This window comes from Pseudomonas sp. BF-R-24 (genome assembly GCF_019947335.1).
GTDB classification, from domain to species: domain Bacteria; phylum Pseudomonadota; class Gammaproteobacteria; order Pseudomonadales; family Pseudomonadaceae; genus Aquipseudomonas; species Aquipseudomonas jessenii.
Map to the genome: position 1 here is coordinate 114,855 of NZ_JAGYGG010000011.1, position 13,158 is coordinate 128,012.

13 protein-coding genes are annotated in these 13,158 nt (G+C 59.9%); 3 read left to right on the forward strand and 10 right to left on the reverse strand.

The window, feature by feature from the left end; genetic code table 11:
* The first annotated feature begins 183 nt into the window (after positions 1 to 183).
* A complete protein-coding gene (gene mutS, locus KGA98_RS11655; protein WP_223502379.1) occupies positions 184 to 2,763 on the forward strand; it encodes a DNA mismatch repair protein MutS in 2,580 nt (859 codons plus the stop codon).
* A gap of 142 nt (positions 2,764 to 2,905) precedes the next feature.
* Positions 2,906 to 3,229 carry a ferredoxin FdxA gene (gene fdxA, locus KGA98_RS11660; RefSeq protein ID WP_007970729.1) on the forward strand — a complete coding sequence of 108 codons (324 nt, stop codon included), beginning with the start codon at positions 2,906 to 2,908 and terminating at the stop codon, positions 3,227 to 3,229.
* A gap of 473 nt (positions 3,230 to 3,702) precedes the next feature.
* On the opposite strand, the gene rpoS is transcribed toward fdxA, so the two are convergent.
* From rpoS to KGA98_RS11700, 8 genes are all read right to left on the reverse strand, one after another.
* Positions 3,703 to 4,710, reverse strand: a complete 1,008-nt coding sequence (gene rpoS, locus KGA98_RS11665) for an RNA polymerase sigma factor RpoS (protein ID WP_007990225.1) — start codon at positions 4,708 to 4,710, stop codon at positions 3,703 to 3,705.
* A 104-nt stretch (positions 4,711 to 4,814) separates the two neighbouring features.
* Positions 4,815 to 5,672 (reverse strand): peptidoglycan DD-metalloendopeptidase family protein, encoded by an 858-nt coding sequence (locus tag KGA98_RS11670; protein WP_090453404.1) that lies wholly within the window; start codon positions 5,670 to 5,672, stop codon positions 4,815 to 4,817.
* Between the two features lie 211 nt (positions 5,673 to 5,883).
* Positions 5,884 to 6,519 (reverse strand): protein-L-isoaspartate(D-aspartate) O-methyltransferase, encoded by a 636-nt coding sequence (locus KGA98_RS11675; protein WP_172435346.1) that lies wholly within the window; start codon positions 6,517 to 6,519, stop codon positions 5,884 to 5,886.
* A gap of 41 nt (positions 6,520 to 6,560) precedes the next feature.
* On the reverse strand, positions 6,561 to 7,310 hold the full coding sequence (gene surE / locus KGA98_RS11680) for a 5'/3'-nucleotidase SurE (RefSeq protein WP_057716156.1): 750 nt from the start codon (positions 7,308 to 7,310) through the stop codon (positions 6,561 to 6,563).
* Positions 7,298 to 8,356 carry a tRNA pseudouridine(13) synthase TruD gene (truD, locus tag KGA98_RS11685; protein ID WP_223502380.1) on the reverse strand — a complete coding sequence of 353 codons (1,059 nt, stop codon included), beginning with the start codon at positions 8,354 to 8,356 and terminating at the stop codon, positions 7,298 to 7,300. Before truD ends, surE begins: the two co-directional genes overlap by 13 nt.
* The gene (gene ispF, locus KGA98_RS11690; RefSeq protein WP_223502381.1) at positions 8,353 to 8,826 is read right to left on the reverse strand and encodes a 2-C-methyl-D-erythritol 2,4-cyclodiphosphate synthase; all 474 of its coding nucleotides are present in this window, start codon (positions 8,824 to 8,826) and stop codon (positions 8,353 to 8,355) included. The genes truD and ispF overlap by 4 nt, the downstream gene beginning before the upstream one ends.
* A gap of 43 nt (positions 8,827 to 8,869) precedes the next feature.
* Positions 8,870 to 9,715: an S-formylglutathione hydrolase gene (gene fghA / locus KGA98_RS11695; protein WP_154861809.1), complete on the reverse strand. Its 846-nt coding sequence runs from the start codon at positions 9,713 to 9,715 to the stop codon at positions 8,870 to 8,872.
* Positions 9,716 to 9,723: 8 nt separating this feature from the next.
* Positions 9,724 to 10,836, reverse strand: coding sequence for an S-(hydroxymethyl)glutathione dehydrogenase/class III alcohol dehydrogenase (locus KGA98_RS11700; RefSeq protein ID WP_015093777.1), 1,113 nt, complete (start codon positions 10,834 to 10,836; stop codon positions 9,724 to 9,726).
* Positions 10,837 to 10,943: 107 nt separating this feature from the next.
* On the opposite strand from KGA98_RS11700, the gene KGA98_RS11705 reads away from it, so the two are divergent.
* The gene (locus KGA98_RS11705; RefSeq protein ID WP_218543484.1) at positions 10,944 to 11,840 is read left to right on the forward strand and encodes a LysR substrate-binding domain-containing protein; all 897 of its coding nucleotides are present in this window, start codon (positions 10,944 to 10,946) and stop codon (positions 11,838 to 11,840) included.
* A 177-nt stretch (positions 11,841 to 12,017) separates the two neighbouring features.
* On the opposite strand, the gene ispD is transcribed toward KGA98_RS11705, so the two are convergent.
* On the reverse strand, positions 12,018 to 12,725 hold the full coding sequence (ispD, locus tag KGA98_RS11710) for a 2-C-methyl-D-erythritol 4-phosphate cytidylyltransferase (RefSeq protein WP_223502382.1): 708 nt from the start codon (positions 12,723 to 12,725) through the stop codon (positions 12,018 to 12,020).
* Positions 12,722 to 13,000: a cell division protein FtsB gene (ftsB, locus tag KGA98_RS11715; RefSeq protein ID WP_007970710.1), complete on the reverse strand. Its 279-nt coding sequence runs from the start codon at positions 12,998 to 13,000 to the stop codon at positions 12,722 to 12,724. The genes ispD and ftsB overlap by 4 nt, the downstream gene beginning before the upstream one ends.
* Between the last annotated feature and the right edge of the window lie 158 nt (positions 13,001 to 13,158).

Sequence of the window (13,158 nt, forward strand, 5' to 3'; positions counted from 1 at the left end):
AAGAAGACAATGCCGATTTGCATAATCGATGCATAACATGATTTTTGCATCGTAAAGGATGTCACCCGGCCGTGGCGCCTGCGTCGGGCAGACCGCCCATGGTAACCTTGCGCCCATCGCGGAAAAGCCCGGCCGTTGCCCTGCTTTTGCCCCACCTCTTTCAACGAGCTTCCTGACAATCCGATGAATAAAGCCGTCTCCGACCTGTCCTCCCACACCCCGATGATGCAGCAGTACTGGCGCCTGAAAAACCAGCACCCGGACCAGCTGATGTTCTACCGCATGGGCGACTTCTACGAGATCTTCTATGAAGACGCGAAGAAGGCCGCCAAGTTGCTGGACATCACCCTGACCGCCCGCGGGCAGTCGGCCGGCCAGGCGATTCCGATGTGCGGGATTCCTTACCACGCCGCCGAGGGTTACCTGGCAAAACTGGTGAAGCTTGGCGAATCGGTGGTGATCTGCGAGCAGGTCGGCGACCCGGCCACCAGCAAAGGGCCGGTGGAGCGGCAGGTGGTACGCATCATCACGCCGGGGACGGTGAGTGACGAGGCGCTGCTCGACGAGCGCAGGGACAACCTGATCGCCGCTGTCCTGGGCGATGAGCGCCTGTTCGGCCTGGCGGTGCTGGACATCACCAGCGGCAACTTCAGCGTGCTGGAAATCAAGGGCTGGGAAAACCTGCTGGCGGAACTGGAGCGGGTCAACCCGGTGGAGTTACTGATCCCGGATGACTGGCCCAAGGACTTGCCGGCGGAAAAACGCCGCGGCGTGCGTCGCCGTGCGCCGTGGGATTTCGAGCGCGATTCGGCGCTCAAAAGCCTGTGCCAGCAATTCTCGACCCAGGATCTCAAGGGCTTTGGCTGCGAAAACCTGACCCTGGCGATCGGTGCCGCCGGTTGTCTGCTGGCCTACGCCAAGGAAACCCAGCGCACCGCCCTGCCCCACTTGCGCAGCCTGCGCCATGAACGCCTGGACGACACCGTGGTGCTCGATGGCGCCAGCCGTCGCAACCTGGAGCTCGATACCAACCTGGCCGGGGGGCGCGACAACACCCTGCAATCGGTGGTGGATCGTTGCCAGACCGCCATGGGCAGCCGCCTGCTGACCCGCTGGCTGAATCGCCCATTGCGCGACTTGACGGTGCTGTTGGCACGCCAGAGCTCGATCACCTGCCTGCTCGACGGTTATCGCTTCGAAAGACTGCAACCGCAGCTCAAGGAAATCGGCGACATCGAGCGGATTCTTGCGCGGATCGGCCTGCGTAATGCCCGCCCCCGCGACCTCGCCCGGTTGCGTGACGCCCTCGGCGCACTGCCCGAACTGCAAGTGGCAATGACGGCGCTCGAAGCCCCACACCTCCAGCAACTCGCCACCATCACCAGCACCTATCCGGAACTGGCGGCACTGCTGGAAAAAGCCATCATCGACAACCCGCCCGCGGTCATTCGTGATGGGGGCGTGCTAAAAACCGGCTACGACAGCGAACTCGACGAATTGCAGTCGCTGAGCGAAAACGCCGGACAATTCCTGATCGACCTCGAGGCACGGGAAAAGGCCCGCACCGGCCTGTCGCATCTGAAGGTTGGTTACAACCGCATCCACGGTTACTTCATCGAGCTGCCAAGCAAGCAGGCGGAATCGGCACCGGCCGACTATATTCGCCGCCAGACGCTCAAAGGCGCCGAGCGCTTCATTACGCCGGAACTCAAGGCATTCGAAGACAAGGCATTGTCAGCCAAGAGTCGCGCCCTGGCCCGCGAGAAGATGCTGTACGAAGCGTTGCTCGAAGATCTGATCAGCCAGCTGCCACCTTTGCAGGACACCGCCGGCGCCCTGGCCGAGCTGGACGTCTTGAGCAACCTGGCCGAACGTGCACTGAACCTCGATCTGAACTGCCCGCGCTTCGTCAGCGAGCCGTGCATGCGCATCAGCCAGGGTCGTCACCCGGTGGTCGAACAAGTGCTGACCACGCCGTTCGTGGCCAACGACCTGAGCCTGGACGACAACACCCGCATGCTGGTGATCACCGGTCCGAACATGGGCGGTAAATCCACCTACATGCGTCAAACCGCATTGATTGTGCTCCTGGCGCACATCGGCAGCTTCGTGCCAGCGGCCAGTTGCGAACTGTCGTTGGTCGACCGCATCTTCACCCGGATCGGCTCCAGCGATGACCTGGCCGGCGGGCGTTCGACCTTCATGGTGGAAATGAGCGAAACCGCGAACATCCTGCACAACGCCACCGAGCGCAGCCTGGTGCTGATGGACGAAGTCGGGCGCGGCACCAGCACCTTCGACGGTCTGTCCCTGGCATGGGCGGCGGCCGAGCGCCTGGCGCATCTGCGTGCCTACACGCTGTTCGCCACCCACTACTTTGAACTGACCGTCCTGCCGGAAGCCCAGCCGCTGGTGGCCAACGTGCACCTCAATGCCACCGAGCACAACGAACGCATCGTATTCCTGCACCACGTGCTGCCCGGGCCGGCCAGCCAGAGTTATGGCCTGGCCGTTGCGCAGCTGGCCGGCGTACCGAGCGAGGTCATCACCCGTGCTCGCGAGCATCTGAGCCGCCTGGAGGACACCGCCTTGCCCCACGAAACACCGGCACCGGCCAAAGGCAAACCGGCCGCGCCGCAGCAAAGCGACCTGTTTGCCAGCCTGCCGCACCCGGTGCTGGATGACCTGGCCAAGCTCGACCTGGACGACATGACGCCACGTCGTGCTCTCGAAATGCTCTATACACTAAAGACACGGATCTAACGCAGCGGCTTGCAAGCTGTTAGAATCTCGCGCGGTTTGGGATGCTGCTGGCTAATAGCCTGGCCAGCAGACTATCGCTCCCGAACCTGGCGACCCCTACGAGAAGGGGCGCAGCAAGCCGCGCCTGAGGAGAAAATTAGAAATGACCTTCGTCGTCACCGACAACTGCATCAAGTGCAAGTACACCGACTGCGTAGAAGTCTGTCCGGTGGACTGCTTTTACGAAGGCCCGAATTTCCTGGTGATCCACCCGGATGAGTGCATCGATTGCGCGCTGTGCGAACCTGAATGCCCTGCCGTGGCTATCTTCTCTGAAGATGAAGTTCCGGCCGGCATGGAAAACTTCATTGAGCTGAACGCTGAGTTGGCCGATATCTGGCCAAACATCACCGAACGCAAAGATCCAATGCCCGATTCCGCAGAATGGGACGGCAAGCCAGGCAAGATCGCAGACCTCGAACGCTGATTACCCCCGCGTTCGCGAAAAAGGCCCCACAAGGGCCTTTTTGCTTTTCTGCGGGCAAAAAAAGGGGCGGTTTGACCCGCCCACATTTTTTCCCTATTCCCTGTATTCCTTTTCATCGTCCTGATGAATCGCGTCCTGCGATATCCATATCCCTCATCCATGAAGGACGTGTCTGTCCGTCGACACAACCTCAATACTAGAGTGTTCCCCTCCGGGATCAATCGGCCCTTGGCGCGAGATTCTGGTGTCACACATCATTAATACTAAAAAATATTAATATAAATCAAACACATATAGGCAGTCAGCGCTCCGAATGGACGACTGCCGGGGTGTAAAAATAACGAACACTTACGCAAGAGTAAGCCTAGGCTTACAGCACGAAACCAAAATCCCGAGGGGGGGCTCGGTCTCCTGGCCAGGCAATAAAAAACCCCGAGCAAGTCGGGGTTTTTCATGCCATCGCAGTGAGTGCCTTATTGGAACAGCGACTCGCTCGACAGACCATTTTTTTCCAGGATCTCGCGTAGCCGCTTCAAGCCCTCCACCTGAATCTGTCTGACCCGCTCCCGGGTCAGGCCGATTTCCAGGCCGACGTCTTCAAGGGTGCTGCTTTCATGGCCGCGCAGGCCGAAGCGGCGTACAACCACTTCGCGTTGCTTGTCGGTCAGTTCCGAGAGCCATTGATCGATGCTCTGGGACAGGTCGTCGTCCTGCAACAATTCGCATGGATCGGTTGGACGGTCGTCAGTCAGGGTGTCCAGCAGGGTTTTATCCGAATCCGGACCCAGCGAGACGTCGACCGAAGAAACCCGTTCGTTAAGGCCGAGCATACGCTTGACCTCTCCCACCGGTTTTTCCAGCAGGTTGGCGATTTCTTCGGGTGAGGGTTCATGGTCGAGTTTTTGCGTCAGCTCCCGCGCAGCCCGCAGGTACACGTTCAGCTCCTTGACCACATGGATCGGCAGCCGGATGGTCCGGGTCTGATTCATGATTGCGCGTTCGATGGTCTGGCGAATCCACCAGGTCGCGTAGGTCGAGAAGCGGAAACCGCGTTCCGGATCGAACTTCTCCACCGCCCGGATCAAGCCGAGGTTGCCCTCTTCGATCAGGTCCAGCAGCGACAGCCCACGATTGACGTAGCGTCGGGCGATTTTCACCACCAGTCGCAGGTTGCTTTCAATCATGCGTTTGCGCCCGGCCGGATCGCCACTTTGCGACAGGCGCGCAAAATGAACTTCTTCTTCGGGTGACAGCAGGGGAGAGAAACCAATTTCATTGAGATACAACTGCGTGGCATCAAGTGCCCGCGTGTAGTCAATGTACTTGTGCTGTTTCAAGGATGCGGAGTGTTTGGATTTGGCACGAACGGAAGGTGGAGCCGCCCCTTCATCATTCGACATCGAATCCGTATCGATGCTGCTCTCCATCAGGAGAACCTCATCGTCGATGTCAAACTCCGGCACTTCTTTACTGAGAGCCATTGTTATAGTCCTTTGGTGAGTTCGACCTCAAGCTCAAGCGGCGCCTTTCTCCCTGGCAACGCTGGAGCCTGTCCCCTCTACGCGACGGAACAGGCTGGTAGCGATCAACGGCGTGGCAGGAATTGCAGCGGATCTACAGGTTTACCTTGGCGGCGAATCTCAAAATGCAGTTTCACCCGGTCTGTACCCGTTGACCCCATTTCGGCAATTGTCTGTCCGACCTTGACCTGCTGCCCCTCCCGAACCAACAGCCTGCGGTTATGTCCGTAGGCACTGACGTAGGTTTCACTGTGCTTGATGATCACTAATTCGCCGTAGCCCCTTAAGCCACTCCCGGCGTATACCACCGTCCCATCAGACGCAGCTAAAACAGGCTGTCCCAAATCTCCGGCGATATCAATTCCTTTATTCAAACTACCGTTTGAAGAGAATTTTCCAATCAGAATGCCATTAGATGGCCATCCCCAGCCGGTCGGGGCTGGCCCGGGAGGTGGCAAAGGAGCAGGGGCTGGCTTGCTCGCGACGGACGGTACAACCGTCGTTGTGCTGGTGGTCGTACCGTTTGCCGAACGACGGATGACCGTGGTTTTACTCGACGACGAAGGTGTTGAACTGGACGAGCTGACCACCGCCGTCGACGTTGAATTGGTACGACCATCAAAGCGAATCGTCTGACCCGGACGGATGGTGTAAGGCGCAGGAATGTTGTTGCGTGCCGCCAGGGCCTTGTAGTCCCAGCCGTAACGGAAGGCGATGGAGAACAGGGTGTCCTTGGGCCGAACAATGTATTGCCCGGTGGTCACGGCTGGACGCTGAGCCGCGGCATTGTTACGGTCCACGACACGAACATCGCTGGACTTGTTGCTGGAACAACCGACCAGCAAAGTGCTCAAGACAAGGCCAGTCACCAGGCGCTGAAAGCTCGTTTTACTCATACGCTGCGCAATGACTGTGAGACTCACCCGCCGCTCCCTCTGTGGTGGCTGAAAATGTGAAATGCCGGAGTCCGGCATGAACTGTCGCAAGTATAACGGGCCGTGCACGCTTTACCTTTAATGTGGCGAATCGGTGCCGCGCACACGTTTGCTGCCTGACGATGAATCCCGTTTAACACAACGATGCCGCTGTAAGACAAAGGCAATCGAAGAGAATTCAGCGTGCCGAAACAAATGCTCAGGCCAGTGGCCCATTGAGCAGTGGCACGAAGCGCACAGCCCCCAGGACATGCCTGGAAAAACCTTGTTCCTCGCGGATGATCAGCATCAATTGCTGGACTTCGCCGGCCCCGACCGGGATCACCATTCGGCCTCCCGGTGCCAACTGGTCAAGCAATGCCTGGGGCACGTCGGTTGCCACTGCGGTGACGATAATCCCGTTGTATGGTGCCAGTGCCGGCCAGCCCTCCCAGCCATCGCCCCAGCGGAACACCACGTTGCGCAGGTTCAGTTCGACCAGGCGTTCCTTTGCCCGATCCTGCAGAACCTTGATGCGCTCGACCGAGAACACACGCTCGACCAGTTGCGACAGCACCGCCGTCTGATAACCCGACCCGGTGCCGATCTCCAGCACCTTGTCGAGGGGACCGGCCTCCAGCAGCAGCTCGCTCATGCGCGCCACCATATAAGGCTGGGAGATGGTCTGGTTGTTGCCAATCGGCAGCGCGGTGTCTTCATAGGCACGGTGCGCCAGCGCTTCGTCGACGAACAGGTGGCGCGGGGTCCGGCGAATGACCTCCAGTACCCTGGCGTTGGAGATGCCTTCTTCGTACAGGCGCTGGATCAGCCGCTCCCGGGTTCGCTGGGAGGTCATGCCGATGCCGCGACGCAGCATATCGTCTTGTTCGCGACCCATCAGCGCAGCCCCTCCAGCCAGCCGTCCAGACTTCTGAAGGCATCATTGAAGGTGCGATCCAGCTGCAGCGGCGTGATCGAAACATAACCCTGCATCACTGCATGGAAATCGGTACCCGGGCCGCCATCTTCGGCATCCCCGGCCGCCGCGATCCAGTAACCGGACTTGCCCCGCGGATCCACCACTTTCATCGGTGCCGCGGCTCGGGCGCGATGGCCCAGGCGGGTCAGCTGGATACCGCGGATGCGGTCCAGCGGCAAATTGGGAATGTTCACGTTCAGTACCGTACGCGGTGGCAGATCCAGGTCAGCATGGGCTTCAACCAGTTTGCGCGCGAAATGGGCAGCTGTGGGAAGGTTCTCTACCTGGCGTGAGACCAGCGAAAAGGCAAACGAGGGGTGATTCAGGAAACGCCCCTCGAGGGCCGCCGCCACCGTGCCGGAATACAGGACATCGTCCCCCAGGTTCGCACCCAGGTTGATACCGGAAACCACCATGTCCGCTTCGCGCTCCAGCAGGCCGTTGAGGCCCAGGTGCACACAATCGGTTGGCGTGCCGTTGAGGCTGATAAAGCCGTTGGCCAGGGTTTGCGGGTGCAACGGACGGTCGAGCGTCAGCGAACTGCTGGCGCCGCTCTTGTCCTGGTCCGGGGCGATAACCACGCACTCGGTGTAATCCGCCAGCGCAGCATAAAGCGCGGCGAGACCGGGTGCTGTTACCCCATCGTCGTTAGAAATCAGAATACGCATGGGCTGTCCGTCTGCCCCACCGGCACCAGATCAACAAGCTCGCGCACCAATACGGTGGCGAAGCATCCGGCCGGCAGGACGAATTCCAGTTGCAGAATGTCAGGCTCGGGATAATGCCACGTCAACCCGCCAATGGGCAGCCGCAGGATGCGACGTTCGTGGCTCATACCGGCGTTAATCAACCAATCGCGAAGGTCTGCTTCGCGCGCGGCGATTGCCTGCTCCAGTTCATGGACAACGCCCGTGGCCGGCGAGTCACCTTCGCCCCACTGCGGGCCGGTCGGGTGCAGATCGAGAATCGCCAGGCGCGGGTCGCTGCACTCGGCTTCGCCTGCCGGGAAAAAGCTGCGGCTGTCGGTGAACGCCAGCAGGTCACCGACCTGGGCACGCTGCCAGGTACCATCGGCGACACGTGCGGCCAACACTTGGTTGAACAGAAAACTGCGGGCGGTCGAGAGCAGACGCGAGCGCACGTTACGCTGCTCCGGCAAGGCCTTGCGCGCGGCCCAGGTGCGAGCATCGACGACGTTGCCGCCGTCATGGCCGAAACGCTGTGCGCCGAAATAGTTAGGGATGCCGTGCTTAACGATCAGTTGCAGGCGTTCTTCGATAGCGGCCTTGTCGCCAGCGAACTGGGTGAGGCGCAAAGTGAAGCCGTTGGCCGAGTGGGCACCGCGTTGCAGTTTGCGCTTGTGGCGGGCGGTCTTGAGGATCTTCAGCGTATCGTTTTCCGCAGCCGACAGATCAGGGTCGGCCTTGCCCGGCAATTGCACGCTGAACCACTGGCGAGTCAACGCCTGACGGTCCTTGAGCCCGGCATAACTGACGGTGCGCAATGGCACGCCGGCAACCTTGGCAATCCGTCGCGCCGCTTCCTCAGTATTCAGACCACGCTTTTCCACCCAGATCCACAGGTGTTCGCCCTCGCCGCTGAGGGGAATGTCGAGGACTTCGTCGACCTGGAAATCTTCGGCGATCGCTTTCAGGACCGCCGTGCCGAGGGCCTCACCGTAAGCCCGCGGGCCGAGCAATTGCAGTTCGTTCATGCGCGCAGCAACAAGGCAACGGAGTGCACGGCAATGCCTTCTTCGCGACCGACAAAGCCGAGCTTTTCGGTGGTGGTAGCTTTCACGTTCACTTGATCCAACTCTACTTGAAGATCCGCAGCAATCAGCGCGCGCATCGATTCGATATGCGGCGCCATTTTCGGCGCCTGGGCGACGATGGTGTTATCGACGTTGCCGACTTTCCAGCCTTTGGCATGGACCAGTGCGACGACGTGACGCAACAGCGCACGGCTGTCGGCGCCCTTGAATTGCGGGTCGGTATCCGGGAAATGCTTGCCGATGTCGCCCAGCGCCGCGGCGCCGAGCAAGGCATCGCTCAAGGCGTGCAAGAGGACGTCACCGTCAGAGTGGGCGAGCAGCCCGAAGCTGTGTGCAATGCGCACACCGCCCAGAGTGAGGAAATCGCCTTCAGCGAAACGGTGCACATCATAGCCGTGGCCAATACGCATAAAAAAACGCCCCGATTTTTGTCAGGGCGTGATTCTACCTGCATTAGCCAACCAGAGCATGCGCGTGATGCCGCAAGTGCTCATCGATGAAACTGGCAATGAAGAAATAGCTGTGGTCATAGCCCGGTTGCAGGCGCAACGTCAGCGGGTGACCGGCCAGTTTGGCCGCCTGCTGCAAGGCTTCCGGCTTGAGCTGGTTGGCGAGGAAGTCGTCGCGATCACCCTGGTCGACCAACAGCGGCAGCTGCTCATCGGCCTCGGCAATCAACGCGCAGGCATCCCATTCGCGCCATTTCGAACGGTCCTCTCCCAGATAGCGGGAAAAGGCTTTCTGCCCCCACGGGCAATCCATCGGGTTGTTGATTGGCGAGAATGCCGACACCGACAGATAGCGCCCCGGATTGCGCAAGGCGCAGACCAGCGCACCGTGGCCGCCCATGGAATGGCCACTGATACCGCGTCTGTCCGACGCCGGAAAATGGGCTTCGACCAATGTCGGCAATTCCTGCACGACATAGTCATGCATCCGATAGTGCCGCGACCACGGTTCCTGGGTGGCATTCAGGTAAAACCCGGCGCCGAGGCCAAAATCCCAGGCGCCATCCGGATCGCCCGGCACTTCAGGACCGCGAGGGCTGGTGTCCGGTGCGACGATGATCAGCCCAAGCTCCGCGGCCATGCGCATGGCGCCGGCCTTCTGCATGAAGTTCTCGTCGGTGCAGGTCAGGCCGGACAACCAGTACAACACCGGCAGCTTGCCGCCCTGCTCCGCTTGCGGTGGCAGGTAGACGGCGAACACCATGTCGCAGCCGAGCACTTCCGAGCGATGGCGATAGCGTTTGTGCCAGCCGCCGAAGCTTTTCTGGCAGGAGATGTTTTCCAGGCTCATGGCGGACCTCAGAAATGGATGACGGAGCGAATGCTTTTCCCTTCGTGCATCAGGTCAAACGCCTTGTTGATATCTTCCAGGCCCATGGTGTGGGTGATGAAGGTATCCAGCGGAATCTCACCGGTTTCGGCCATTTCCACATAGCTTGGCAACTCGGTACGGCCACGCACGCCGCCGAACGCCGAACCGCGCCAGACGCGACCGGTGACCAACTGGAACGGACGGGTCGAGATTTCCTGGCCGGCACCGGCAACGCCGATGATGACCGACTCGCCCCAACCCTTGTGGCAGCACTCCAGTGCGGCGCGCATCAGTTGCACGTTACCGATGCACTCGAAGGAGAAATCCACGCCGCCATCGGTCATGTCGACGATGACTTCCTGGATCGGGCGATCGAAGTCTTTCGGGTTCACGCAATCGGTAGCACCCAACTGCTTGGCGATCTCGAATTTCGCCGGGTTGATGTCGATGGCGATGATGCGGGCAGCCTTGGCTTTTACGGCGCCGATAACAGCCGACAGACCGATGCCGCCAAGACCGAAAATGGCGACCGTATCACCCGGTTTCACCTTGGCGGTGTTGAGCACTGCACCGATACCGGTGGTGACACCGCAGCCCAGCAGGCAGACTTTTTCCAGTGGCGCTTCCTTGGCGATTTTCGCAACGGAAATCTCCGGAAGCACGGTGTACTCGGAGAACGTGGAAGTGCCCATGTAGTGGAAAATCGTTTCGCCCTTGTAGGAAAAACGCGAAGTACCGTCGGGCATCAAGCCTTTGCCCTGGGTCGCGCGAATCGCCTGGCAGAGGTTGGTTTTTCCCGACAGGCAGAATTTGCACTGACGGCATTCCGGGGTGTACAGCGGGATCACATGATCACCGACTGCAACGGAGGTCACGCCCTCGCCGATCGCTTCCACGATCGCACCACCTTCATGGCCGAGGATCGACGGGAAGATGCCTTCCGGATCAGCGCCGGACAGTGTGTAGGCATCGGTATGGCAAACACCGGAGGCCACCACGCGCAGCAAGACTTCGCCGGCCTTGGGCATGGCGACATCGACTTCAACGATTTCGAGGGGCTTCTTGGCCTCGAAGGCAACGGCGGCGCGCGACTTGATCATGGTGATTCTCCAGTGAATTAAAACGAGACAAGGAGTGTAATACATGGCTCAACGATGAATAATCGATGCAAATGCAAAATATTATTGCCACACAGGGATAATCATTGATGTCCGAAAATCGCTGGGAAGGGATCGACGAGTTTGTCGCCGTTGCCGAATGCAGCCAGTTCACCGCTGCCGCGCAACGCCTGGGGGTTTCTTCCTCCCATATCAGTCGACAAATCGTACGCCTCGAAGAGCGCCTGCAAACCCGCCTGCTCTACCGCAGCACCCGCCGGGTCACGCTGACAGAGGCCGGGCAAACCTTCCTGCAACATTGCCAGCGCTTGCAGGATGGCCGCGAAGAGGCGTTGCGCGCGGTGGGCGACCTGACCAGCGAACCCAAGGGCATGCTGCGCATGACCTGCGCCGTGGCTTACGGCGAGCGCTTCATCGTGCCGCTGGTGACCCGCTTCATGGGGCTGTATCCGCAACTGCGGATCGACATCGAACTGAGCAATCGCCAGCTTGACCTGGTGCACGAAGGCCTCGACCTGGCGATTCGCCTCGGGCGCTTGCAGGATTCACGGCTGGTCGCCACCCGCCTCGCGCCACGACGCATGTTTCTCTGTGCCTCTCCGTCCTACCTTGAACGGTACGGTCGCCCACACAGTTTGTCGGAACTGAGCCGCCACAACTGCCTCATCGGCAGTTCGGACCTATGGCAGCTGGAACAGAACGGGCGGGAATATTCGCAACGGGTGCAGGGAAACTGGCGCTGCAACAGTGGGCAAGCGGTGTTGGACGCGGCGCTACAAGGCGTGGGGCTGTGTCAGTTGCCGGACTATTACGTGCTGGAGCATCTGAAGAGTGGTGCGCTGATTTCGCTGCTGGAGGCGCATCAACCACCGAACACAGCGGTTTGGGCGCTGTATCCGCAGCAGCGGCATCTGTCGCCGAAGGTGCGCAAGTTGGTGGATTATTTGAAGGAAGGGTTGGCCGAACGGCCGGAGTACCAGTGCTAGTGTTTTGTTGGTGTGTCAGCGAGATGTCAGCTGCCTGGACCACCGCTTTCGCGAGCAAGCCCGCTCCCACAGGGGATTAGGGTTGTTCACTAGTATTGCGGGTAACGCCGATCAAATGTGGGAGCGGGCTTGCTCGCGAAAGACGCGACGCAGTCCAGCAGTTGCCCCCAAAACCCTCTAGCGGCGGTTAGCCCAACGCTGCCTCAACCATTCCAGATCCTCCGGCCGAGTGACTTTGAGGTTGTCAGCTCGACCTTCAATCAAGCGTGGCGCCAGCCCCGCCCACTCCATGGCCGACGCCTCGTCGGTGATCACCGCGTCAGCCACCAGACTGTCCGCCAAAGCCCGATGCAACGCCCCAAGGCGGAACATCTGCGGCGTGTAGGCCTGCCAGATCACACTGCGATCCACGGTTTCGACCACACGACCGTGCTTGTCGACCCGCTTGAGCGTATCCCGCGCCGGAACCGCCAGCAGCCCGCCGACAGGATCGTCAGCCAGTTCAGCCAGCAATCTGTCCAGATCGTCACGGCTGAGGTTCGGCCGTGCGGCATCGTGAACCAGTACCCAATCCTCATCATCAGCGCCCTGTGCATGCAAGTACAGCAAGGCGTTGAGCACCGACCCGGAACGTTCGGCGCCGCCCTCGACCCGGGCAATACGCGGATCACTGGCACACGCCAGGTTCGGCCAATAAGGATCGTCCACAGCAACACTGACCACCAAACCTTTCAGGCAAGGATGGTCAAGGAAACAGCCAAGGCTGTGTTCGAGAATAGTGCGCCCGCCCAGTTGCAGATACTGCTTGGGACGGTCCGCGGCCATACGGGCACCGACGCCCGCGGCAGGAATCACGGCCCAGAAGGCCGGTAACGAATTAATCATTGGGCCAACTGGTAAAGGGTTTCACCGTCCTTGACCATACCCAACTCATGGCGAGCCCGCTCTTCGACGGTCTCCATGCCCTTTTTCAACTCACTGACCTCGGCGTCCATCACCCGGTTGCGTTCCAGCAATGCCTGGTTCTCAGCCTGCTGATCCGCAATCTGCTGAGTCAACTCGGCCACTTGCGCCAGACTGCCATTTCCCACCCACAGGCGGTACTGCAGGCCAGCCAGCAACAAAAGCAGGATGAGGAACAACCAATTGGGACTGCGCATCGAATATCAGGTATCCAGTGAAAAAAGACAGCCATGCCAAACGTGAAGCTTCTGATAGCACGAAGCCTGGAAGAACCAGGCTTGTGCATATAAGGCATCAGATTAGTGGCAAAAACGTCGCTGTAGCGATTTTTTCGACACAATCCGGTGTCTTTTTA

Excerpts from the sequence above, each read along its gene's own strand:
- mutS (WP_223502379.1), top strand. The coding sequence starts at position 184 with ATGAATAAAGCCGTCTCCGACCTGTCCTCCCACACCCCGATGATGCAG.
- fdxA (WP_007970729.1), top strand. The coding sequence starts at position 2,906 with ATGACCTTCGTCGTCACCGACAACTGCATCAAGTGCAAGTACACCGAC.
- rpoS (WP_007990225.1), bottom strand. The coding sequence starts at position 4,710 with ATGGCTCTCAGTAAAGAAGTGCCGGAGTTTGACATCGACGATGAGGTT.
- KGA98_RS11675 (WP_172435346.1), bottom strand. The coding sequence starts at position 6,519 with ATGACCTCCCAGCGAACCCGGGAGCGGCTGATCCAGCGCCTGTACGAA.
- surE (WP_057716156.1), bottom strand. The coding sequence starts at position 7,310 with ATGCGTATTCTGATTTCTAACGACGATGGGGTAACAGCACCCGGTCTC.
- truD (WP_223502380.1), bottom strand. The coding sequence starts at position 8,356 with ATGAACGAACTGCAATTGCTCGGCCCGCGGGCTTACGGTGAGGCCCTC.
- ispF (WP_223502381.1), bottom strand. The coding sequence starts at position 8,826 with ATGCGTATTGGCCACGGCTATGATGTGCACCGTTTCGCTGAAGGCGAT.
- fghA (WP_154861809.1), bottom strand. The coding sequence starts at position 9,715 with ATGAGCCTGGAAAACATCTCCTGCCAGAAAAGCTTCGGCGGCTGGCAC.
- KGA98_RS11700 (WP_015093777.1), bottom strand. The coding sequence starts at position 10,836 with ATGATCAAGTCGCGCGCCGCCGTTGCCTTCGAGGCCAAGAAGCCCCTC.
- KGA98_RS11705 (WP_218543484.1), top strand. The coding sequence starts at position 10,944 with ATGTCCGAAAATCGCTGGGAAGGGATCGACGAGTTTGTCGCCGTTGCC.
- ispD (WP_223502382.1), bottom strand. The coding sequence starts at position 12,725 with ATGATTAATTCGTTACCGGCCTTCTGGGCCGTGATTCCTGCCGCGGGC.
- ftsB (WP_007970710.1), bottom strand. The coding sequence starts at position 13,000 with ATGCGCAGTCCCAATTGGTTGTTCCTCATCCTGCTTTTGTTGCTGGCT.